This is a genomic window from Glaciimonas sp. PCH181 (assembly GCF_003056055.1).
Classification (GTDB): domain Bacteria; phylum Pseudomonadota; class Gammaproteobacteria; order Burkholderiales; family Burkholderiaceae_D; genus Glaciimonas.
This window is the reverse complement of record NZ_PYFP01000002.1, coordinates 570,215-590,338: the sequence shown is the minus strand read 5'-3', so window position 1 is coordinate 590,338 and position 20,124 is coordinate 570,215. Positions and strand designations below refer to the sequence as shown.

Sequence of the window (20,124 nt, the reverse complement as noted above, 5' to 3'; positions counted from 1 at the left end):
ACAAGATACTGAACAAGCTCTTAGAACTTGGTATGGATATTACTACGCAACTTTGATTGAGGTGCATGCGCGGCGTGACTTTTCGCATTTATTCAGGTCAATTCCGATTTTTTGCTTCTTCTCAAGCGCTGATGGAGGTTAGCTTCGTGAGGTTCTAAGTCTAAAGCAGTGGTACTGCCTGAGCTTGATCGGGATTTAGCCTATTGGCTCCTGCGTAATAGGTAATACTAATGCGATCGCTATGATAACCAAAATCACTGCAGTCTTGCTGCGCCATTTCACCTGATTCAGCGCAACAAAGGTCTCTGATTCAACCTCAAGCCATACATCCTATATCAGCGCGGTCCTACTTGGTAGATATCTGCACATAATGATTTCATTTAAATCAATTTTTTTGCATCATCTTGATTCGTCGTTGGAGCTAACTTTAACAGCAAAATTAAAATCCTCGCACCCTTTGTATCGCTGCGGTTGTGTAAGTCGATGCGTCCGCCGTGTTCGTCCACAATTTTTTTCACCATAGGCAATCCTAAACCAGTGCCGCGGGGCTTCGACGTAATATAAGGTTCGAAGGCACGCGACAGAATTTTGGACGAAAACCCCGGCCCATTATCAGTAATCGACAAACGCACTGCGGTGCTTGGCCGACCGTCTGAACCTTGATAGCTGATACGCTCAGTCACGACATCGATACGGGGCGCAGCTACCTCGGCGATGGGATCGGTCACCGCATCCTGCGCGTTTTGCAATAAATTGTGGATAACCTGGCGTAACTGCGTGGCGTCGCCCATGATATGCGGCAACTGTGGGGCCAGCGCGGCGTGAATCATGTCGCGCTCATCCCCGGCCATATACAGGTGCAGGATCTCGGCGATTAAAACATTCAAATCGAGTTCGCTTAACACTGCCGGGGGTGTCTTAGCATAATCACGGAAATCATCCACCATGCGTTTCATCGCGGCGACCTGGTTGACGATGGTGGAGGTGCTTTTCTTGAGGATGGCGGCATCCTGCGTCATCAATTTGTCTTCCAGTTTCATCTGGAGCCGTTCCGCCGACAACTGGATCGGGGTTAATGGATTTTTGATTTCATGTGCCAGACGCCGCGCAACTTCGCCCCATGCAATTGAGCGCTGGGCCGAGATGACGTCTGAAATGTCATCGAACACCACCACATAGCCATCACGATTATTGACCGGCAGCCGCGAGCCGCGCGCCAGCAGCGAAATATCATCGCTATCAATGCTATCGATGCGGCGTGGAATTTCAATTTGCTGTTGCCAGTGCAGTCGGCTTTCGCCTATTTTCCCTGCCGCAAACTGCGCATTTTGTTCGGAGAAAGCTCTGGTAATGATTTCTGCAAAATGGGATAGGCCATCAATGATGTTCAACGGTTGGCCGATATGCGGATTCAAATCATATTGCAAAATACGCTGCACCGATTGATTACTGGTGACCAGATGGAAGTCCTCATCCAGCACCATCACGCCTGCTGACATGTTTGCCAATACCGACTCCAGATAGGCCTTGGCGTTTTCCAGCTCGTTGCGATTACGTTCGACTGAGGCACGCGCGTCGGATAACTGACGCGTCATCATATTGAACGACTGGGTAAGCGTGCCCAATTCATCCGAGCTAGCAACAATCGGTCGCGGTGATAGATTACCTTCCGCCACGGCCTTAGTCCCCTCTGCTAGCAGTAAGAGCGGTTTAGCAAGGTCGCTGGCAATCAGAAATGCGCTGATGATCGCGCCAAAAATAGCTAGTAGCAGCGTCAGCGTCAGTGTGACTAAATAAATTTTGCGCAGACCAGACCGCGCTAGCGAGCGCTCTTGATATTCGCTGGATGCGGCGCGCAGCGCTTCTGCATTGGTGGCGAGATAGGCGGGAACCGGCTGCAGTATTTGCAGGAAGCGGGTCTCATTTTGCAGCGACAATGAATTGATTGGCGGCGGGATCTCGATGACGACATGGAGCCGTAAATTATTATTCGCATCGTTTACCGTTGAAGCGGGCAAATCCGTCTGCGTGTTCGACGCGGTATCGTTGCCGCTATCAAGTTCGCTTTCAATGGCCGAAAAGCCACGGCTTTGGCGGGCCTGCCGTAACATTGCGGCGTTTGGCAAGATCGGGGTTAGTGTACCCAGACGGCCACCGACGGAGGCCACGACCTGACCGGTGCTGGTGATGATCGATGCTTCTAAATTTTGATCGCGCAAACGGGTGAGTTGCGAAACCTGACCCGAGCTCGTTTCTTCCGATAATTCCAGCGCGATGCTCTTAGACTTGGCCATCAGATCGGTCAAGGAGGAGTTAAGTGCTGCGCGTCCGAGATTCAGGCCAGATTCGAGGGCTGACTCAACCCGCACATCAAACCACGATTCAATTGAGCGCGACACAAATTGCACCGACACCAGATAGATAATAACGCCGGGCAAAATGCCGATGGTGGCAAACAGCAATACCAGTTTGGCCATCAGCCGCGAACCGAATTTGCCGCGTTTATAGCGACTGTACAGTCTCCCTAGCAGCAGGCACACCAAGCCTAACAGGGCAAATGCGACTAGCGCATTAAGGCCAAATAGCCAGGAGTAATACTTATCGAAAAAAACTGAATTTTCTGAGGCCGAGGCCAGCAAAAAGAGGAGGATGCTGATTATTGCGCCACCAACAATCAATAAATAGCGAATCGCACGTGGCACGTTATTCGGCCCTGTAGTTGAAGATTTTCCAATCGGATGATAAACGCCAGTCGCTGTTGTTCAACGCATTTACCTGAAACGGCTTCGGTAACTGGGCCAGATCAAGCCCCATACGCACAGCGACCTTGTAGACTTCGCCGACTTGTAATGCGCCTTTGTCCGCGATCACCCATCGACTGGGACGTCGAATCAACGACATTGCATCATCGAGCGTGTCAAAACTCTGTTGCAGGCTGCCGGTGATTGCCGCGTGATAGCGGCGTGTCAAAACGTTATAGGAAATGCGAATGGTTTGCGTGGCATTGATGGCTTTTTCATCAAACCAATACCAGCGTGGCCGGGTCAGTTCGACTTCGGTCGTGAAATATAACGGGACGCCGCGGTTAATGGCGTCTTCCAGTCCACGATTCAGGTCAAACGAAAATGCGGCCGAGAGTCGATAGCCATCATCGCTGGTTTCAATGCGCGCCTTGGTCATGTCGGCGCCGTCCGCCGCATAAGCAGCGACAGTGCCCAATGACACCCCCAGCATCATGAGTAGCAAGAGCTTAAGCAGCGAGTGCTTAATTAGATGATGCAATAGTCGCGTCACTGTTCTCGGGCCGGATCAACGTCCGGTTAAAAAAAGAAGATAAATGTTGATGATGGCAGCCACTAAAGCTGAGTTTGTCAGTCAGTCATCGATCAAGTTGTTATGAAGCGTTGAAAAATCAGGCTTTCTGGAACAGGGCATAAAACAGGCCATCGTGATCTTGCTGCGCGCCCATTGTTGGTATTAATTGGCCGGGTGCGGGCAATCTGATCGCCTGATGACGCGCGGCAAATGCCGCTGCTTGTGCTTCTGATTCTTGTGGCCACAGAGAGCAGGTTACAAGTAACAATTTACCATCTGGTCGTAGCATCTGCCAAAGATTGTCCAGAATATCTGCCGAAAGTGTTGCAAGTTGATCTGTATCGGTCATGCGTCGTAGCCACCGAATATCCGGGTGGCGTCGCACGATGCCAGAGGCAGTGCAGGGCACATCTGCCAGGATGCGGTCGAATTGCTGACCGTCCCACCAACCGCCAGTTGCAGAGGCTGAAGTAACGCCGGTGCGCGCATCGCCCACTTGTAAGGTTGCCTGTAGTTGCAAACGCTGTAAATTTTGGGCGATCCGTTGCAGGCGTTTTGCATCATGGTCGAGCGCAGTAACGCTGACATCGGCGAGTTCGAGCAAATGGCAAGTTTTTCCGCCCGGCGCAGCGCAAGCATCCAATATCCGCATGCCATCTTGCAAATCTAATAACGGTGCTGCTAATTGTGCCGCTGCGTCCTGTACGGAGACTAAACCGTCTTCAAAACCCGGAATTTGGTTGACCGGTAGCGGTTTGTCCAGACGAACTGCCACCGGGCCGATCTGACTGGCCTTAATATTATTTTCGGATAATAGTTGCAGGTAATTTTCTACGCTGGTTTTGCGTTGATTCACGCGCAATGTCAGTGGCGGGGCTTGATTGCCGAGTAACAGAATGGCTTGCCAGTCGTCTGGATAAGCCGCCGCGATCTGATCTATCCACCAGACCGGATAATTCCATAAGGCCAGCGGATTTTTATTCGCCTCGGCGGTCAGTGCCTCGCGTTCGCGTAAAAATCGCCGCAGAACCGCATTAACCATGCCTTTTGCATGGGCGATACTAAGGTCGGAACCAGTCGCGGTGACAGCCTGATCGACGACTGTAAAGTTGTCATAAGCGGGATCATCGGTCTCTGCCAGTAAACACAGGGCACAACATAATAAGCCATGTAATAACGATGGTTCTGGCGCTTTGCTGGTCAATGCAGCCAGTAAAACTTCGGCCTGACCGACGCCGCGCATGGTGCGATAGCTAATATCCTGAATCGCACCGCGGGTGGCGGCTGGCGCACCCGCTTGCGCAAAGACTTGCGACAGGGCCTGCGGTAACGACGCACCGTCCCGCACCATCGCGATGGCCTGACCTGCGCCTAATAAAGCGTAGGCCAGAGAGTCATTTTTCAGGTTCGAAAAATTCAACTTGTGGGGGGCATTTGGCCGGATTGCGGCGGGCTTTGCAGGAGATTGCACCGATGATGGCGAAGCTGGCGCGCTGGCTTTTTTCACCACGCGGATTTTACTTTTGTCCATGATCGACATTAACTTTTAGTGAGGGCTAGCTTTATACCGAGCGCGATAAAAGCAGCGCCCACGGTACGTTCCAGCCATTGTTTAATTTGAGGATTGTTGCTGGCATGGCGACTTAAGGTGCCTGCGAGCAATGCAGTGCCACTGTTCCAACATAACGTCATCGACGCAAAAATCACGCCTAACAGCAGAAAAGCACCTATTTTGTGGGGAGAATCGTGTTGTACGAACATTGGAAAGAATGACAAGAAAAACAGAATAACTTTGGGATTGAGGATATTCGTCAGCAGCGCTTGCAGAAAAATGGTGCGATGCGGACGCACATCGCCAGCGGTTTTGCGGTTGCTGTCAGTGTCTGCATGATCAGGTTTTTTTAGCAGCATGCGCACGCCCAGATAAATCAGATACGCGCCACCTGCCAGTTTGATCGCCAGAAAAGCTGAAGCAGAAGTGGCCAGCAACGCCGTTAAGCCGAATGCTGACAGCGTGGCATGCACCAGACAGCCTGCGGTAATGCCCAACGCCGACATTAAGCCCGCGCTGCGACCTTGCGCCACGCTGCGGCCGATGATGTACGCCGTATCCGGGCCGGGAGTGGCGTTTAGTAGCAGTACAGTCAGACAAAATAGCCCTAAACCGGAAATGCCAAAGTAGCTTGTTAACATGGGTTTGCGTTACCGCTTGCTATGTAAAGACGTGATTGTAACGGCATGTGTGGCGGCTGCGGGCAGAGAGTGACGATTTCCGCTAAAGTACCTGGTCACATTGCCAATTCTAGGCGGTTTCTTACGCTTGACTGAATGACGACCAGATTTTTTGCGGCTATCGTCCCGGCTAAAAAATTTATTTAAAGGCAACAATGACTTCTGCAATGGCATCCCCCGTGTCTAATCCGGTGCCCACCGCCATTCCTACCTGGATTACATTATTACTGGCAATTGCTTGCGGGGCAATCGTCGCCAATCTGTACTACGCCCAACCGCTAATCGGCTTGATTAGCGCCTCGATCCATCTTTCACCGGCAGCAGCAGGGCTAGTCGTGACGCTGTCGCAAATAGGTTATTGCCTTGGGCTGCTATTTATCGTACCGCTCGGTGATTTGATCGAAAATCGGCGTTTGGTGGTCAGCGCACTGGTGGTCACCGTATTTGCGTTAATCGCCGCTGCATTTTCGCAAACCGCCTGGCAATTCTTGCTGGCTGCGCTCGTGATTGGGTTGAGTTCGGTTGCCGCGCAAGTTTTAGTACCGTACGCGACGTATCTGGCGACCCCGGAAAAGCGCGGTCAGGTAGTCGGCAACGTAATGAGCGGCTTATTAATGGGGATATTGCTGGCGCGCCCATTATCTAGCCTGATCGCTAACTATTGGGGCTGGCATGCCGTGTTTGCGATGTCTGCCTGCGCAATTGGCCTCCTGGCGCTGGTATTGGCGCGTCATTTGCCACAACGTCAGCCTGCGGTCGGCATGCGGTATGGTCAATTGCTCCATTCGATGTGGGGTTTGCTCACTTCCACCCCGATATTGCGTCGGCGCGCGGCTTATCACGCATTACTGTTTGCTGCGTTCAGCATGTTCTGGACCGTGATCCCATTGTTGCTGGCAGGTCCGAGGTTTGATTTGTCACAAACCGGCATCGGGTTATTTGCGCTCGCCGGGGTGATGGGGGCGATTGCTGCACCGATTGCAGGAAGACTGGCAGATCGCGGCTTAACCCGAAAGGCGACAGGATTGGCACTGCTGCTGGCATTGATCTCTTATCCCGTGGCCTACATCGGCGCGACTATCGGCGCAAGTTCGCACCTTTCGATGGCCTTGCTGGTCGGGGCGGCATTATTGCTGGATATGGGGGTATCGGCGAATCTGGTACTGGGACAGCGCGCCATCTTTTCGTTAGGCGGAGAAGTACGTAGCCGTTTAAATGGCTTGTATATGGCGATATTTTTTGCCGGTGGCGCGGTTGGCTCCGGGCTGGGTGGTTGGGCTTATGCTTACGGCGGTTGGGGATTTGTATCGTTGTTCGGCGTTGTAATGCCTTTATTAGCATTGCTGTATTACTTTACGGAGTTTAAGCAAAAGCGTGCAAAGTAAGTCGCCTGAGAGTGCCGCACGACTGCGCGGCACGGTTGTACTTTTTCAATCGTGCCTACTACGCAATGTTTGATGCGGCTAAAGTCACGTTGCTTAAAATCGCTCCTGATGATAATCCCCCATTTGAGAAAACACACCGCGGATTGATTTCAGCGTTTGGGTTGTATTTGGTGAAAACCGGACTTGTTCCTGCTGAATTTGGTCGGGTATTTAATCGCGCACATGATTCGGCAGGTAGCTGATTACACGGGCGACTTGGTGGACGCTGATCAGGTTAATTTATTGATAACGCCGGCTACAGAATTTGTTAAGTGGATTAATTCGCAGATTATTAGTACATAAAATCGGACGGCGAACTGGGCAGAAACTAGCCTCAAGGGACGCTGTATGCATGCAATTTTGCGAGAGGTGCAGATAACAACTTACTGATGATTTGGAGAAAGCTCGGGTTTTTTGGGCCGATATTCTGGCCACGTTATCGCGTATGGTCGAATATCGGCACTGACGAAGCTATTTTTTTAAACTGATTGATTCAGGGTGGATTAAATACCCCAAAGAACGTCGTTGCCAGCCTTGTTGGCGGCAATTAACATTTCCAGTAATGGACGGGTACGTGCAGCGTACGGGACGCGTTCAATAGCTTCGTGGTTATGGTCATCGCCACTTTCGCCGTGATGCGCGACCACATCGCGTTCTACTTCTGCGGATTTTTCATGGGCTGCAGTCTTGGCAATTTCACCTTGCAGTAATTCGATCGCATGACCGGTTTCGGCGGCAGTGATCACCCCAATTTTTGGTTCTTTGTGCAGCAATTCGAAAATGCGTTGGACGTGTTGCTCATACATGACGACGTCTGGTGATGCTTTGCATTTAAAGGTAATTAACATAAAGCCTCAGCATATATTATTGTTGATTAAAAAAATACGTTTGTAGAATACCTGTTCGTTAGTGCTATCGCCACTATTGTGACTTCTCGTTACAGTCCCATCAAGATATATCCATATTGCCCTAAAAAAACCGCGTAATCAGGCGGATTTTGACGCCGCAAGACCACGAATGCACATAAAGCCAGTGTTTTTTAGCTGGCTTTGAACGATTGCATAAACATGTCCACATTCTCTCGCGAGACGGTTTTTTGCGGACCGATGACGATTACTTGATAAATGTATTGCCCCTTACTTTGTAAATGCGCGAACAGTATCTTCGGTTGACCGCCATTTTCAGGCGCGCCGAGTGCTTCTAGCGTAATGCTTTGGCCGCTGTTTTGTGGGTTGCTGGTGGCGACGGCGGTCGAAGTTTCGGATGTGACACTACCGCTGATATTTTTTACCAGGGCTGTTTTCATGGCTTGAAGGGCTGCGCTGGTCTGATCAGTATCAGCTATTTTTGCGCTACCGACAGCAAATACGGTGTCGTCGATTTCGGTCGCGGTCATGGTCATCTTCAGTTTGAGGCCGTTCAGGTCAATCTCACGCGAGAAGGTAGAAGGCTTTGCCGGTAGCAATACGCTAAACGGCGCATCGTTGCCCTGCACCTGACGCCAATTGAATTTAGGCGAGCAGGCGGCCAGTAAAAGGACAGTTCCCAGGCATAGCAACGCGGCGCGGCTGGCAGAGGTTAGCGAACGTTTGATAGCAATTTTGAACACGGTAGGAGGCAGGTAACTGCAAAAATGGAGGTAGCCGCTATGGTATCTGATGCTGAAAGGTACGGACACCCAAAATCACGCCGCATCCCAGCAGCACGACTCCCGCTATGACGACCAGGCTCGGTGCCGTGCCGCGGAGTATGAACGCATACAGCAGCGCCGCCAACGTTTCAAAAACGATAAGTTGCGCTAGCAGCGTTGTCGGCAAATGTTGACTGGCCTTGTTCCAAAACAACGTTCCCAGCCACGAAGCGCATAAGCCTATCAGGAGCATCAGCCCGATAAATACGGCAGGACGTGGCCCGAAAGGGAACGTGTAGGCATTACCGGTTAATTTCAAATATATGAAATAACCGATAAAACCGATCACTGCCAGCGGAAACGTGGCCAAGCCCTGCGCGGTGGCCCAAGTGGTGGAGCTTATTCGTGGATTGGCTTTTAGATAGCGCGCATTGACAATCGGATACCAGGTCCATGCGACAACGCCAGCGATTGCCATGCCGCAGCCAAGTAAGTAGTCCGACAAAGGCCGTGGTTCTGTACCAGCATTTTGCATGTGCGCCATTTCCGCGCTATTCACACACAGCAAGCCCAACAAAATAATTACGATAGACGGCAACAACAGACGCCATGCGACGCTGTCGGCCCCACGCGTCGGCGACCAGTTTGAACATATGGAAATGACCACCGGCAGGGTGCCGATGATCATCGTCGGTAGTGGCGCATCGGCCAATTGAATCGCCGTTGCCAATGCCGCGTAGTACAGCAAATTGCCAACCAGCGCGAGTTTCAGTGCGGCCTGCCAATCCGCCCGCGTCAGTTTCAAGATGCGCTTACGATCGAATAACGCAGGAACGACGGCAATCAGCCCAAATGCCAGATAGCGGCCAAATGACAGCACGATGCCGGGATAGTCGTAGAGCAGCAAGGGCGTAATGAATACCATGCCCCAGACTAACCCGGCACCGAGTGCGCACAGCACGCCGATCAGCATGGGTTAAGTTGGCTTGTATTATTGAGAAGCAATTTACATCCGATAAATTTAAATGGTGATGATGGCGATGTTATCGCCATCACATAGCGTAAAGGCGCATTGAGAACGATACAGCCGTTGTTTACGCTAAGCGTGCCAAGTGACGCCGCACCGATAATACCGCTCCGATTAGACCCAATCCGGCGCTGACAGCCAGCAACGCGAACGTAAAGCTGAGGTCCAGCGGCAGTAATAAAAATTCGGAGGCATACAATTGCGCGAATTCCGCGATTGCCTGATTCAAAGGTTTTAATCCAAGCGCGACGCCGCCCAGCGCGACGACACCAGCACTCAACCCTAGCAACGCGCCGGAGTAATAAAACGGCCTGTGAATGAAAGCATTGGTCGCGCCAACTAGCTTGGCGACGGCGATTTCTTCACGTTGCGTCAGAACCTGCAAGCGTACGGTATTGAACACAACTGCGACCACCACCACAGCCAGCGTTATCGCCAGAAATAACAGCACCAGACGCATGATGTGCAACAAGGCTGCCAGGCGTTTTACCCAATCCGAATCGACCTGCACGCTATCCACGCCGGGCAGCGCTTTTAGCTCTTCCGTGATGGCGTCAATTTGATTGGCATCCGCCAGACTTTTAAAGCCGGATAATTGCAAAACGTAGGCGTCCGGCAGGGGATTTTGACCCAGCGTGGTCAGCGCATCCGCCAGACCGGTTTTACCCTTCAAGTCGTCTAGCGCCTGTTCGCGTGGGACGAAACGGAGTTTGGCCTGTTTGTCATATTTCTGCAAAATCGTGCGGATCGGCGTAGCTAACGCAGTGGTCTTTTCGCGTGACGTCTCGATCTTGGCGAACACACTCACTTCAGGCTGCACCGCCAATTGCTCGGACACTGGACGAATGTTTTCAAGGATCGTCAAACCGGCAAACGGCAACGCTAATGCAATCGCCACCACCAGCACGTTCATGGCAAAACTACCGGGCGCTTTACCTAAATGGAGAAAGGCGTCTGCGATGGCCGATAAATGCTGTCGTAGCCAAGTTTTCATTTGCCACCTCGCGCAGAGTTTTGCCAATGATCGACAATTTGTCCCTGATCCAGAAAAATAACGTGGTTGGCGCTATGTAGAAATTGCTCGTCATGGGTTGAGATCAAACAAGTCACGCCAGCGGCATGGAATGATTTGAGTGCATTTAAGACGTGATCCGCATTGTCGCGGTCGAGGTTTGCAGTTGGCTCGTCCGCCAGAATAATTTGCGGCCGGTTGACGATAGCGCGGGCAATCGCCACACGCTGTTGTTCACCGCCGGACAAGGTTTGAGGCAGGGATGCGGCTTTATCGATCAGTCCGACTTTGTCCAATGCGGCCCGCGCACGGATTTCTGCTTCAACCCGGCTGGAACCGGTGACAAGCAAAGGCAGCACTACATTTGCCAGCACAGTGCGATCCGATAAAAGGCGTTGTTCCTGAAAAATCAGGCCCAGATTACGGCGCAGATAAGGGATGCCCGACGCTTTAAGTTTGCCAACGTTTTGACCGCTGACGGTCAGCGTGCCGCTGCTTGGTCGTTCGATCGCGCCGATCATTTTTAATAAGGTCGATTTGCCAGCCCCACTCGGCCCTGCTAAAAAAATCAGATCGCCTTTATTGACTGTGAGCGTAATATCGCGCAAGGCAAAAGTGTCGCGTTGATACTGTTTTGAGACCTGGCTGAATTTAATCATCGTCTAAGGAAAAAATACTTCAAAAAAATCCGTAAAAGTGCGTAAATCCACCATCAGATTGCCTTTTAGCGCAGCAAAGCATCCACAAAGTCGGTCGCGTCAAAAGGTTGCAAGTCTTCTATCTGTTCGCCCACCCCAATGAAATACACTGGGATGGCGCGCGTAATGGCGATTGCTGCCAGGATGCCGCCTTTTGCGGTCCCGTCCAATTTAGTAATCACCAAACCGGTCAGGCCGAGCGCATCATCGAATGCTTTGACTTGCGTCAAGGCATTCTGGCCGGTATTGCCATCGATCACCAACAGGATTTCATGCGGGGCCGAAGCCATGCCTTTGGCGATCACACGTTTAACTTTTTTCAGCTCATCCATCAAATGCAACTGCGTCGGCAAACGACCGGCGGTGTCGACCATCACAACATTGGTCCCGCGCGCTTGCGCAGAATGCACCGCATCGAAAGCAACAGCGGCCGGATCGCCCGATTCTTGTGCGATCACGCTGACATTATTGCGCTCGCCCCAGATCGTCAGCTGCTCGCGGGCAGCGGCGCGGAAAGTATCGCCTGCAGCCAGCAAGACCGATTGTTTATGCGCCTGTAAATGCTTGGCTAGTTTGCCGATAGTGGTTGTTTTTCCAGCACCATTTACGCCGGCAATCATCATTACCAGCGGTTGATGTTTGCCGATAGCCATCGGTTTTTGCAACGGTGTCAGCAACGCAATGAGCAAAGAACGTAAAGCGGTTTTTACCTGAGGAGCTTCGGTCAGGCGCTCATCCTTAACCTTCTTTTTCAGTGCATTCAGCAAATATTGGGTCGCTTCAACACCGGCATCCGAGACCAACAACGCAGATTCCAACTCCTCATACAGCGCATCGTCGATCTTTGCGCCGATGAATAACGTGGTCAGATTAGAGGAAGTCTTTGATAGACCCGTTTTCAGTCGCGTTAGCCAGGAGCGCTTTTGCTCTGCGGCAACTGCGGCTGGAATAACTATTTCCTCTTCGTATTCTTCAGCCTCGAGGATAGCGGCTGGTGCGGGGGACGCGACGATTGGCGGCGTTGGTAGCGGAACGACGGCAGGGGTCGGCTTTTCCACCGGCAGCGGTGCAATCGGTTGCGGCGGCGCAATAACTTCAGGTATCGCCTGCTCTGAAACAGGTGGCGTTGAAGCCTCGGCCTCTTTATTAGTCAGCCGATCTAGCCATGAGCGTTTTGGCGTATCGGCGTTCTGCGTGCTTTCGGGCAGCGGCGGAGCGCACTCCGTGTTGGAGGCTTCGGGCACTGCGGGAGGCGTTTCATGTTGCAATTCCGGCAACGCGGTTGGGTCAACTTTGGATTTTTTCTTGAAAAAACTAAACATCAGGGGCCTGGAGTCAGAAAGGCGTTCAAATACGGGGCAGTGCGGCTACCGCAACGGCGCGCCGCGCAAAAATTCATCGCAAGGTACAATCCCGGCATTCTATCAGAGCAATGCCGATCAAATTCAAGACGGCTTGCACTCTATTCCGCGAAGAAAGCAAATGAAGCAAAGTAAAAAACCAGCCGCCGTCCATCACCAGCGACCTGCGCAACCACGTCAGGTCCGCATCATCGGCGGGCAATGGAAGCGCACGCCACTGGCCGTGATCGACTGTGAAGGCTTGCGGCCGACGCCGGATCGGGTGCGCGAAACGGTATTTAACTGGCTGACACATATATTGGACGGGCGATGGTCAGCGGTGCGCTGTCTCGATTTATTTGCCGGTACGGGCGCGCTGGGATTTGAAGCGGCCAGCCGCGGTGCCGCAGAAGTGTTGATGATTGAACACAATACGCCAGCGGTGCGTCAGCTGGAAGCCACAAAAGCCAAGCTAGATGCCGGTTCGGTGCAGATTTTGCGTGGCGATGCGGCCACTACATTGCAAACATTAGTGGGTAAATTGGGTGTCCCACCAGAAAATCGCACTGAAAATGCGCGTTTTAATTTGATTTTTCTCGATCCGCCGTATCATCAGGGCTGGCTGGCCAAAACATTGCCGCTATGCGAACGCTTGCTGACCGAGCATGGTCTGATCTACGTAGAGTCAGAATTTGCCCTGATTGAGGCCGATGACGCGGGTGAAATAGCAGCGCCGGAATGGATGGCGGATTGGCAGGTTGTCCGGGCTGACAAAGCCGGAATAGTGTTCTATCATTTGTTGCAACGAAAGCAACACTAAATTGCGCTATTTTCAGGCATAATGCGCGGTCTGATCAGGGCACTTCAGGGGGAAAACAAGATGGTCACAGCTGTATATCCAGGAACATTCGATCCACTCACGCGTGGGCATGAAGATTTGGTGCGACGCGCGTCAGGATTATTTGACAAGTTGGTCGTCGGCGTTGCCGATAGCAAAAGCAAAAAACCCTTTTTCTCGCTAGAAGAGCGCTTGTCGATTGCAAACGAAGTCTTGGGTCATTATCCTAATGTGCAGGTGGAGAGCTTTTCCGGCCTGCTAAAAGATTTCGTGCGTCAGCATGATGCCAACGTGATTATGCGTGGATTGCGCGCCGTATCGGATTTTGAGTTTGAGTTTCAGATGGCGGGCATGAACCGCTATTTATTGCCAGATGTGGAAACCTTGTTCCTGACACCGTCGGATCAATATCAATTTATTTCCGGCACGATCGTCCGGGAGATTGCAACATTGGGCGGCGATGTTTCCAAATTTGTTTTTCCTTCGGTCGAAAAATGGCTGAAAGAAAAACTGGCTGCACAAGCGGCCGTGCAACAAGGTAAAGTATAAATAATCTGCGGGCGGCATCTTGCCGCTGCAGTAGCGTTAAAAGAGCAGGCTCATGGCATTACTGATTACCGATGATTGTATTAATTGCGACGTGTGCGAGCCTGAGTGCCCGAACGGCGCAATTTATATGGGGCCGCTGATTTACGAGATCGACCCGCATAAATGTACCGAATGCGTCGGCCATTTCAATGAGCCGCAATGTCAGCAGGTTTGCCCCGTTAGCTGTATTCCGCTTGATCCTGCATGGCACGAAAGTGCAGAGCAGTTGCAGGCTAAATATGAACGCTTACAGGCTGAGATCAAGGCCTGAGGACAGCATGCAATGGCAAGATGCGCGGTTGCGATTCTTGCCATTTGCCATTCTTGTTAGTCTCACATCGAAATATCCATCATTCTCAAAATGCCAGTTCCATCGCAATTTCCTGTCCCACCCGCAATACCTCTCCTTCGCCTTCTAATAAAATAGTATTCATGCCGAACGTAATGCCGCCATCGACTTTGGGGTTTACACGATAAGTTTGCAGAATATCCAATGGATCCGGGCCGTGTTTCCCAGTGGCCTGATCAATCGACGGGATAGGGCAGCGAGGACAGGGTTTTACCGGCTGTAATTGCACGTTGCCGGCACTGAAAGTCTCGACAAAATCCTCTTCAAACGCCTCTACGCCATCGATCACAATGTTGGGTCTAAACCGATTCATCGGCAATGCGCTGCGTCCTTGCAACACCAATTTTTGATTTAAATCATCCAGTGATGCCTGCGATGCCAGCAGGATCGGATAGCCATCGGCAAATAACGTCGGCACGTCCCGTCCGCCGGTCCATTTTTTGCTGGCGAGGCGTTTGCTGGTCGCATCAAAATGCACCAATCGACAAGCATCGCCAATGATCGCAGAAAACCATGCAGCGACCGCATCGCCACAGTCGTGCGCGATGAGATTGTCGTCCCAGACAGTCACAGGAATCGGATTGGGCGCGGACAGCGCGAACGTTACCTCTAGCGCCGTCATTCCGGGTGCGGTCAGGCGCATGCCCTCTGCGTATAGTGTCGGTACGATGAGCGCCATCTGTGGATAGTCGCGCTGCGTTAAAAATCGTCCGGTGGCGTCGACGACCATCCATTCCCGATCATTGGTTTGTTGATGGCGCAGACCGGCAGACGTTAGCGTGGCTTCCGTTACAGCTATCCCTGCGCAGGATTTGATGGGATAAATATGTAGCGAAGTAATGGTCGGCATGTATCTCTGCTTTCAAATGGATTGCTGCGCATGGTGGATGTTTCCACGGCATAAGCTAAGGACTGACGCTATTCTGGCAGAGTCGCAGATTTACATCGAAAAATAGGCCTTTGCCTCCATGAAGACGATGCAGATTGAACCAAAAGACCAATCCGATGACAGTGTCTATACACTGACGTCATCACGCTATCCCGGCATGCCGCTAATGCTGTTAAATATCGCATTTACTGCGTCGCCACGGCCAACCAACAGACAGAAGGAATAATAATGAGTAAGTTTACCTGCGTGATTGATACGCCTGCAAAGTTAGGCGAATGCCCTCGTTGGGACGATATCAACCAGCGCTTGTACTGGGTCGATATTCTAGCGCCAGCGATTCACCTTTTTAGTCCGATTGATGGCCAGCACACGATACTGCCGGTGGCTGAGCATATAGGCTGTTTTTCGCTCACGGATGATGGTGGTTTTGTGGCCGGTATGCGCTCCGGGATCTGGCTATTGAATGCGGCGGGCGAACAGGTCCGCAAACTGGCGGATAATCCTGAAGACCAAGCCAGCAGCCGTTTTAACGATGGTCGCTGCGATAGTCAGGGGCGATTCTGGGCCGGTACGCTGGACGAGCCAAAAGCGGGCAGCAACGCCCATTTATATCGTTTTGATGAACGCGGTCTGAGCAGTATGGATGACGGCATACTCACCTCAAATGGCCTCGCTTTCAGTCCCGATCAACGCTGGTTATATCACTCGGACACACCGAATTTTGTGATTTATCGGCATGCCTACGACGCCGCCAGCGGCACGCTTGGCGATAAAGAAGTCTGGGTGCGTTTTACGCCGACGGCAGAAGATCGTGGTCGTCCTGATGGCGCGGCGATGGATAGCGAAGGTTATTACTGGAGCGCGTTATATGAAGGCGGCCGGATTGTACGGATTTCACCCGCCGGTGAAGTGGTGGAGACCTATCCGTTGCCGGTACGTTGCCCAACGATGTGCGCGTTTGGCGGCGCTGATTTGCAGACCTTATATGTCACCAGCGCCAGTGCCGGTCGCCCCGCAGCAGAGTTGCTGCAATACCCGCAATCCGGTGGTGTCTTCGCGATGCGCGTCAGCGTGGCGGGTTTGCCGGAGCCGCGTTTTCGTTCGGCGGTGTAGTGCTGAAAACGTTGAGATAGATGGGGGTTGGGAGAGGGCGTCGAAAACTACTTTTTGGTTTCGCTAGATGGCAGAGTGAGTTCGATGCTGTTGCGGGGATGCATGCGAAACGGCATCTTTCCCGCTTGTTTTTCCTGTCGGAAAGACTGTTTGTTGTTTGCTGGCGTCAGCGCGACCGCTTATTTTTTCCCCAATAGCCAAACTCTTTCTCGTGGATCTCAATATCCAATTCCTGAACACGTTGTTGCAGTCGCTCCTGCGCATCCAGGACGGCTTTGTTATAAATAGACGGTCCTATTTCCTCTAAAATAAATCCTAATAATGCGCCCGCCTGAAGATTGCCGATCGGTTCTTCCATGTTTTCAACAAAGTAGCGTTCGATGGATTTAATCGCTTCTTGCCGGGTTTCTTTTTCTAATTCAATGGTCATGTTGGCATGCCGTCTGGCAAAGTTTGGATGCGAAATATTATATTGCAGCGCAGTGTTGAAAGCGTTTAAAAGTATTAGGGACTTTTCAGGAAAATCAGAGTGCAACCCGACCTGCGGAGCGGGCCGTTCGGACTAAATGACGCAGATGGTAGTCTTGAAGCCAGTACAGGCAGAGGGGAGTGGTCGGTTTGTCATACTTTTACCAGGGGCAAAAAGTATGACCGATTAACGCATGAAGCGTTAACCAAACCGACTCAGACTAGTGAATTTATTAATGATAAACGTGGTGACGCTTGGCATGGCGCATGTGTTTTGCTGCCATATGATGCCGATGCGCAACGACTGCGCGATCCTGTAGCTCCTCAGCCCGTCGGTCGTTTCGCGCATTTTCATGTCCAACTAATCCTTGTGCATGCGCAAATGGTGTAAATGCCAAGACAAGTGCGACAATGCTAAGTAGCTTTTTCATTTTTCAATCCTTCGAAAAGTTAACGTCCACGATCCGCAACAGGCGGCATACCCTAAAAACGTTGCATCATGCATTTGGTTGACAGCCAAGTAGGGGTAAAACCTTGGCCTCGCATAAGAAATAGTCTGCGTATTTATTAGGCAACTATATGTCAATGATGGAATGCCATGCCAAGACGGCAACAACGATCATCGTCCACCGTCTTTACTCGTGGCAATCTCAAACAAATCGAACGCGTCGTTGTATAGGAAGGATTTCTTTATCGGCTGCCCATATTCGGTGGCAATCGCATACGCAAGCACCTTTTGTTCGCAATCATGCTTGGTTCGGGCAATGATGGCATCGGTTTTCTCGCCATTCACATTTTCTGCAATCCAATAAGTCAGCTTCATTATTTTTCCTTATTCCGATTGAAGTTTATTTTACGGTTGCGTAACGTCATGATGACGTTTTTGCTAATTTTTTGCTCAGCCTTTTGCCAATATCATTTGTCCATATCCGCCGTCCAATCGCCCGATTTCCCACCATGTTTTTCCAGCACCCGGATATCCGTCATGACCATTCCTCTATCTGCCGCCTTACACATATCGTAAATTGTCAGTAAGCCGATTTGCACAGCGGTCAGCGCTTCCATCTCAACGCCTGTTTTACCGACCGTTTCAGCTTGTGCAGTGCAGCTAATACTGGATTGCTGCGCGTCGATAGAAAAGTCGACTTTTACCCGCGTCAGCGCTAATGGATGGCATAACGGGATCAGGTCGCTGGTACGTTTGGTGGCCATGATCGCGGCGATGCGGGCGATGCCGAGGACGTCGCCTTTTTTTGTCGTGCCAGAGGTAATCAGCAACAGCGTTTCTGGTTGCATGCGGATGGTGCCGCTGGCGACGGCGATGCGGTGCGTGTCTTGTTTAGCGCCGACATCCACCATATGGGCCTGACCGGTTTGGTCAAAATGGGTTAACGGAGAGGGGGCTGGCGTTTTGTGTGTCATGGCGGGAATGTTCGGATAGAAGTAACGAGATTGTCGGTTTACGATGACCTTATGCGCATTCAAACCAAAAAAAAGATCAAAATTTTGCTGCGTTGTCATCGCATGATGCTGTAATGCTGTTTGATCCACATGTCATCCGGCCTGATGCTGTGGCCGCATAAGGAACAAACATTGTCTGTTGGTATCATAGCATCGCGGTTTTGTATTTTCGTCCCCTTTTGAACCTTTACGATTATTTCGTTCCGATGCCTATGCATTGCTCCAAGTTTCCTTTATTTCGCTTACGGCAACTATTGTTAGTCGCTTTGTTGACCACCTGTTTCGGCGTGTCTACAGTGCTGGCGCCGACGCGGGTTGCTGCGCAAAATTTGCCTGTATTGGGCGACGCAGATCGCGCGGCTTTGTCGCCGATCATGGAGCGCAAGGTTGGCGAAGAAGTGATGCGCGATATTCGTCGCGATCCCGATTATCTGAACGATGGTCCGCTGCTGGAATATCTGAATGATTTTGGTAATACGCTGGTGGCGGCGCGGCCCGCCGTCAGGGGCGAAGCAAATTTCAATTTTTTCTTTTTTGCGATTCGTGATCCGGTTTTGAATGCGTTTGCATTGCCGGGCGGCTTTATCGGCGTGCATTCCGGCTTGTTGCTGGCGGCGCAAAGCGAGTCCGAACTGGCCTCTGTGCTGGCGCATGAAATTGGTCATGTCACGCAGCGCCATCTGGCGCGGATGTTAGGGCAGCAAAAAAATGATTCGATGATTGCGCTGGCGTCCATGTTGCTGGGTGCGCTGGCGATGCGCGGCAGTGGCGATGCGGGCGCGGCGATCATGATGGGCGGGACAGGTTTTGCGATGCAACGGCAACTGAGTTTCAGTCGTGATGCAGAGCGCGAAGCCGACCGGATCGGCGTCGCGATTTTGGGTGAGGGCGGTTTTGAGACGACCGGCATGGTGGCATTTTTCGGTCGCTTGCAAGCGGCTTCGCGGAATTATTCCGACGCCATTCCGCCTTATTTATTGACCCATCCTTTGACCACTGAGCGAATTGCCGATATCGAAGCGCGTATCCGCGATCAGCGTTATCGGCAGCGTTCGGATAGTCTGGATTTCCAGCTGATTCGGGCACGGGCGCGCGTATTGCAAGATAGCTCTGAGAAGGGTTTGCGCGATGCGCAATTAATTTTTGAGAATCAACTCAGGCTAAATATCAAGCCGCAAACCGTTGCCGCAAAATACGGCATGGCGTTTGTGGCGTTAAAACAGCGCGCCTATGAAAAAGCTGAACGTCTTTTAAAAGAAGCGAATGCGGCAGCAGCACCGGACAAGCCAAGTCTGGTACTGACCGACCTAGGTATCGAAATTAAGTCGGCGGCGAATCAGACTGGCGAAGCGTTGAAATCGGTAACTGCCGCGCTCGATCAGTTTCCGTTATCGCGCAGCATGGCGCATCAATACGCCAATGCGCTGATCGCCAACAAGCAACCTGCGCAGGCCACTGTGTATTTACGTGAGCAGGCGCAGTTGTATCGGCAGGATGCGGATATTCAGGATTTATTGGCTAAGGCCTATGCCGCGCAAGGCAAACAAGCGTTGCAGCATATGGCACTGGCAGAATCCTATGCGCTAATGGGCAGTTTGCCCGCTGCCATTATTCAGCTCGATATCGCACGTAAAGCCCCCGATGCGCAGTTCTACGAGCAAGCCGTCATCGATGCCCGCGAACGGGAATTGAAGGAACGCTGGAAAGACGAACAAGCGGATGCCAAAGATCGTTGAAAAC

21 protein-coding genes are annotated in these 20,124 nt (G+C 51.7%); 6 read left to right on the top strand and 15 right to left on the bottom strand.

Translation table 11 applies throughout. The features are described from left to right. Positions 1–380: 380 nt before the first annotated feature. The 4 genes from C7W93_RS15810 to C7W93_RS15795 all read right to left on the bottom strand — a co-directional run bounded on the left by C7W93_RS15810 (position 381) and on the right by C7W93_RS15795 (position 5,508). Entirely contained in the window at positions 381–2,702 is a 2,322-nt protein-coding gene (locus C7W93_RS15810) for an ATP-binding protein (protein WP_108441231.1), read from the bottom strand. Between the two features lies 1 nt (position 2,703). Further along, positions 2,704–3,234 (bottom strand): DUF4390 domain-containing protein, encoded by a 531-nt coding sequence (locus tag C7W93_RS15805; RefSeq protein ID WP_370446500.1) that lies wholly within the window; start codon positions 3,232–3,234, stop codon positions 2,704–2,706. A gap of 178 nt (positions 3,235–3,412) precedes the next feature. After that, positions 3,413–4,846 carry a 16S rRNA (cytosine(967)-C(5))-methyltransferase RsmB gene (gene rsmB, locus C7W93_RS15800; protein WP_108442157.1) on the bottom strand — a complete coding sequence of 478 codons (1,434 nt, stop codon included), beginning with the start codon at positions 4,844–4,846 and terminating at the stop codon, positions 3,413–3,415. Positions 4,847–4,854: 8 nt separating this feature from the next. Continuing rightward, positions 4,855–5,508, bottom strand: a complete 654-nt coding sequence (locus tag C7W93_RS15795; protein WP_108441228.1) for a LysE family translocator — start codon at positions 5,506–5,508, stop codon at positions 4,855–4,857. Between the two features lie 206 nt (positions 5,509–5,714). Here C7W93_RS15795 and C7W93_RS15790 point away from each other — a divergent pair, with 206 nt between their 5' ends. Beyond that, a complete protein-coding gene (locus C7W93_RS15790) occupies positions 5,715–6,932 on the top strand; it encodes an MFS transporter (protein ID WP_225869907.1) in 1,218 nt (405 codons plus the stop codon). A 542-nt stretch (positions 6,933–7,474) separates the two neighbouring features. Here the strand turns inward: C7W93_RS15790 and C7W93_RS15780 are convergent. The 6 genes from C7W93_RS15780 to ftsY form a co-directional block, all read right to left on the bottom strand. Next, a complete protein-coding gene (locus C7W93_RS15780; RefSeq protein WP_108441222.1) occupies positions 7,475–7,819 on the bottom strand; it encodes a DUF1840 domain-containing protein in 345 nt (114 codons plus the stop codon). 191 nt (positions 7,820–8,010) lie between these two features. Continuing rightward, positions 8,011–8,580, bottom strand: a complete 570-nt coding sequence (locus C7W93_RS15775; protein WP_225869906.1) for a hypothetical protein — start codon at positions 8,578–8,580, stop codon at positions 8,011–8,013. Positions 8,581–8,617: 37 nt separating this feature from the next. Next, a complete protein-coding gene (locus C7W93_RS15770; protein WP_108441218.1) occupies positions 8,618–9,574 on the bottom strand; it encodes a DMT family transporter in 957 nt (318 codons plus the stop codon). Between the two features lie 121 nt (positions 9,575–9,695). Further along, positions 9,696–10,622, bottom strand: coding sequence for a permease-like cell division protein FtsX (ftsX, locus tag C7W93_RS15765; RefSeq protein ID WP_108441216.1), 927 nt, complete (start codon positions 10,620–10,622; stop codon positions 9,696–9,698). Next, entirely contained in the window at positions 10,619–11,299 is a 681-nt protein-coding gene (locus C7W93_RS15760) for a cell division ATP-binding protein FtsE (RefSeq protein ID WP_108441215.1), read from the bottom strand. The genes ftsX and C7W93_RS15760 overlap by 4 nt, the downstream gene beginning before the upstream one ends. A gap of 65 nt (positions 11,300–11,364) precedes the next feature. Continuing rightward, positions 11,365–12,660 (bottom strand): signal recognition particle-docking protein FtsY, encoded by a 1,296-nt coding sequence (gene ftsY, locus C7W93_RS15755; protein WP_108441213.1) that lies wholly within the window; start codon positions 12,658–12,660, stop codon positions 11,365–11,367. 160 nt (positions 12,661–12,820) lie between these two features. On the opposite strand from ftsY, the gene rsmD reads away from it, so the two are divergent. Genes rsmD through C7W93_RS15740 form a run of 3 tightly spaced genes read left to right on the top strand, consistent with a single transcriptional unit; the run spans position 12,821 to position 14,375 of the window. Then, a complete protein-coding gene (gene rsmD, locus C7W93_RS15750) occupies positions 12,821–13,498 on the top strand; it encodes a 16S rRNA (guanine(966)-N(2))-methyltransferase RsmD (protein ID WP_201747272.1) in 678 nt (225 codons plus the stop codon). A gap of 60 nt (positions 13,499–13,558) precedes the next feature. Further along, positions 13,559–14,065 carry a pantetheine-phosphate adenylyltransferase gene (gene coaD, locus C7W93_RS15745; RefSeq protein ID WP_108442155.1) on the top strand — a complete coding sequence of 169 codons (507 nt, stop codon included), beginning with the start codon at positions 13,559–13,561 and terminating at the stop codon, positions 14,063–14,065. A 52-nt stretch (positions 14,066–14,117) separates the two neighbouring features. Beyond that, a complete protein-coding gene (locus C7W93_RS15740) occupies positions 14,118–14,375 on the top strand; it encodes a YfhL family 4Fe-4S dicluster ferredoxin (RefSeq protein ID WP_108441211.1) in 258 nt (85 codons plus the stop codon). Between the two features lie 85 nt (positions 14,376–14,460). Here the strand turns inward: C7W93_RS15740 and C7W93_RS15735 are convergent, their stop codons facing one another. Further along, the gene (locus tag C7W93_RS15735) at positions 14,461–15,303 is read right to left on the bottom strand and encodes an MOSC domain-containing protein (protein ID WP_108441209.1); all 843 of its coding nucleotides are present in this window, start codon (positions 15,301–15,303) and stop codon (positions 14,461–14,463) included. 267 nt (positions 15,304–15,570) lie between these two features. Here C7W93_RS15735 and C7W93_RS15730 point away from each other — a divergent pair, with 267 nt between their 5' ends. Then, the gene (locus tag C7W93_RS15730; protein WP_108441207.1) at positions 15,571–16,455 is read left to right on the top strand and encodes an SMP-30/gluconolactonase/LRE family protein; all 885 of its coding nucleotides are present in this window, start codon (positions 15,571–15,573) and stop codon (positions 16,453–16,455) included. A 166-nt stretch (positions 16,456–16,621) separates the two neighbouring features. Here C7W93_RS15730 and C7W93_RS15725 read toward each other — a convergent pair whose 3' ends face one another. The 4 genes from C7W93_RS15725 to moaC form a co-directional block, all read right to left on the bottom strand. After that, the gene (locus tag C7W93_RS15725) at positions 16,622–16,885 is read right to left on the bottom strand and encodes a DUF2164 domain-containing protein (RefSeq protein WP_108441205.1); all 264 of its coding nucleotides are present in this window, start codon (positions 16,883–16,885) and stop codon (positions 16,622–16,624) included. 271 nt (positions 16,886–17,156) lie between these two features. After that, the gene (locus C7W93_RS15720) at positions 17,157–17,354 is read right to left on the bottom strand and encodes a hypothetical protein (RefSeq protein ID WP_108441203.1); all 198 of its coding nucleotides are present in this window, start codon (positions 17,352–17,354) and stop codon (positions 17,157–17,159) included. A 188-nt stretch (positions 17,355–17,542) separates the two neighbouring features. Further along, positions 17,543–17,746 (bottom strand): hypothetical protein, encoded by a 204-nt coding sequence (locus C7W93_RS15715; protein ID WP_108441202.1) that lies wholly within the window; start codon positions 17,744–17,746, stop codon positions 17,543–17,545. 92 nt (positions 17,747–17,838) lie between these two features. Beyond that, a complete protein-coding gene (moaC, locus tag C7W93_RS15710) occupies positions 17,839–18,345 on the bottom strand; it encodes a cyclic pyranopterin monophosphate synthase MoaC (RefSeq protein WP_108442154.1) in 507 nt (168 codons plus the stop codon). Between the two features lie 251 nt (positions 18,346–18,596). Between moaC and C7W93_RS15705 the strand changes: the two genes are divergently transcribed. Continuing rightward, entirely contained in the window at positions 18,597–20,120 is a 1,524-nt protein-coding gene (locus tag C7W93_RS15705) for a M48 family metalloprotease (protein ID WP_225869905.1), read from the top strand. Positions 20,121–20,124: the final 4 nt, after the last annotated feature.